This is a genomic window from Pseudomonas gingeri (assembly GCF_013385425.1).
In the GTDB taxonomy this organism is placed as follows: Bacteria; Pseudomonadota; Gammaproteobacteria; order Pseudomonadales; family Pseudomonadaceae; genus Aquipseudomonas; species Aquipseudomonas gingeri_D.
This window is the reverse complement of the sequence record NZ_JACAQA010000029.1, coordinates 1-1597: the sequence shown is the minus strand read 5'-3', so window position 1 is coordinate 1597 and position 1597 is coordinate 1. Positions and strand designations below refer to the sequence as shown.

Below are 1597 nucleotides of genomic sequence, written 5' to 3'. Positions count from 1 at the left end.
AGACTGTGTGAAAACCTAGCAATCTGCTGGCCGGTTAAAGAAAATGCCCGTATCGCAAGATACGGGCATTTTTCTTATGCGCTATATCCAAGGTGAAAATCGCTCTCAGAGCGCGCTGTTTCCACTGTCGCTGGATGAGTTGATTCCCGATGACCATCTGGTTCGGGTCATCGAAGCCTATGTCGCGCTTCTGGATTTTGAGCAACTGGGTTTCGACAAGGCCAAACCCAAGGCCACGGGACGTCCTTCATACGATCCCGCCGATCTGCTCAAACTCTATCTGTACGGCTATTTCCAACGCATTCGTTCGTCACGACGGCTTGAGGCCGAGTGTCAACGCAACGTCGAGGTCATGTGGCTGTTGGGACGATTGGCGCCGGACTTCAAAACCATTGCCGATTTTCGACGCGATAACAGCGCGGCGTTTACCGCGACCTGTCGTGCCTTTGTTCGTTTCTGCCGGCAGGCCGGTCTGATTGCAGGCGAGTTGGTGGCCATCGATGGCAGCAAGTTTCAAGCTGTGGCTTCCAGCCGCAAACATCTGACACCGAAAAAGCTCCAGCAACGGGAAGCGACGCTCGACAAGAAAATTGCGCGTTATCTGGCGCAACTCGATGAAGCCGATCGCGACGAAGAAGGCGAGTCGATTGATCGTTCAGCGGTGCAGGCAGCGCTGGCGGAGTTGCAGGTAAAAAAGGCCAATAACCAGACCTGCCAAGTGCTGATGCAAGCTCAAGGTCTGGTTCAGCACGTTGTGGGTGAATCCGATGCGCAAAAAATGCGAACAGCGTCCGGGCCGCTCGTGGCCTACAACATTCAAAGTGCGGTGGATGCCAAGCATTGCCTGATTCTGCACCACGAAGTGACTCAGGAAGGCACCGACAACCGTCAGTTGGAACCGATGGCCAAAGCAGCCAAAGAGAAGCTGGATCAATCCGAACTTTGCGTCACGGCGGATGCCGGTTATTCCAATGGTGCCCAGTTCCAGGCCTGCGAAGACGCGGCGATCACGGCTTTTGTGCCTCCCAATCGGGCGATCAACACCACCGGTGGCGACGAGCAATACTTTGACCGCACCGAATTCAACTACGACTCGAACACCGATCAGTACCAATGCCCCGCAGGCAACCGGCTGACACTCAAGCAACTGAGCAAGGGCGACCGAATCTATCAGGCGGCCATCAGCGACTGCCGAAGTTGTCCGCTGAAAAACCGCTGCACCAAGGCAGAACGCCGGTATCTGATGCGCCACGCCCATGAAGCAGCATTTGAGCGAATGGAAGTGCGAATGAAGGCGCACCCGGAAATGATGGGGCATCGGCGCTCCATCGTCGAACATCCCTTCGGCAACCTGAAGCAATGGATTTTCGGCAATGGCCGGTTTTTGCTGCGCCAGTTACAGGGTGCTCGCGCAGAAATGGCACTTGCAGTACAGGCCTACAACTTGAAAAGAGCTATCCAGGTGCTGGGAGCACAGAAGCTGATGGCGCTGATGGGCTGAAAGGCCCTTCATTTTTCAGATTGCAGAAAAGCAAATGCCCCGACAAGTCGGGGCATTTGCTTTAAACCGCGGCGGACTGCGTTTTCACACAGTCTG

At 55.1% G+C, this 1597-nt stretch carries 1 protein-coding gene; it reads left to right on the top strand.

The window, feature by feature from the left end; genetic code table 11:
* Window positions 1-76 precede the first annotated feature (76 nt).
* Window positions 77-1501 (top strand): IS1182 family transposase, encoded by a 1425-nt coding sequence (locus HX830_RS27045; RefSeq protein WP_218171412.1) that lies wholly within the window; start codon window positions 77-79, stop codon window positions 1499-1501.
* Window positions 1502-1597: the final 96 nt, after the last annotated feature.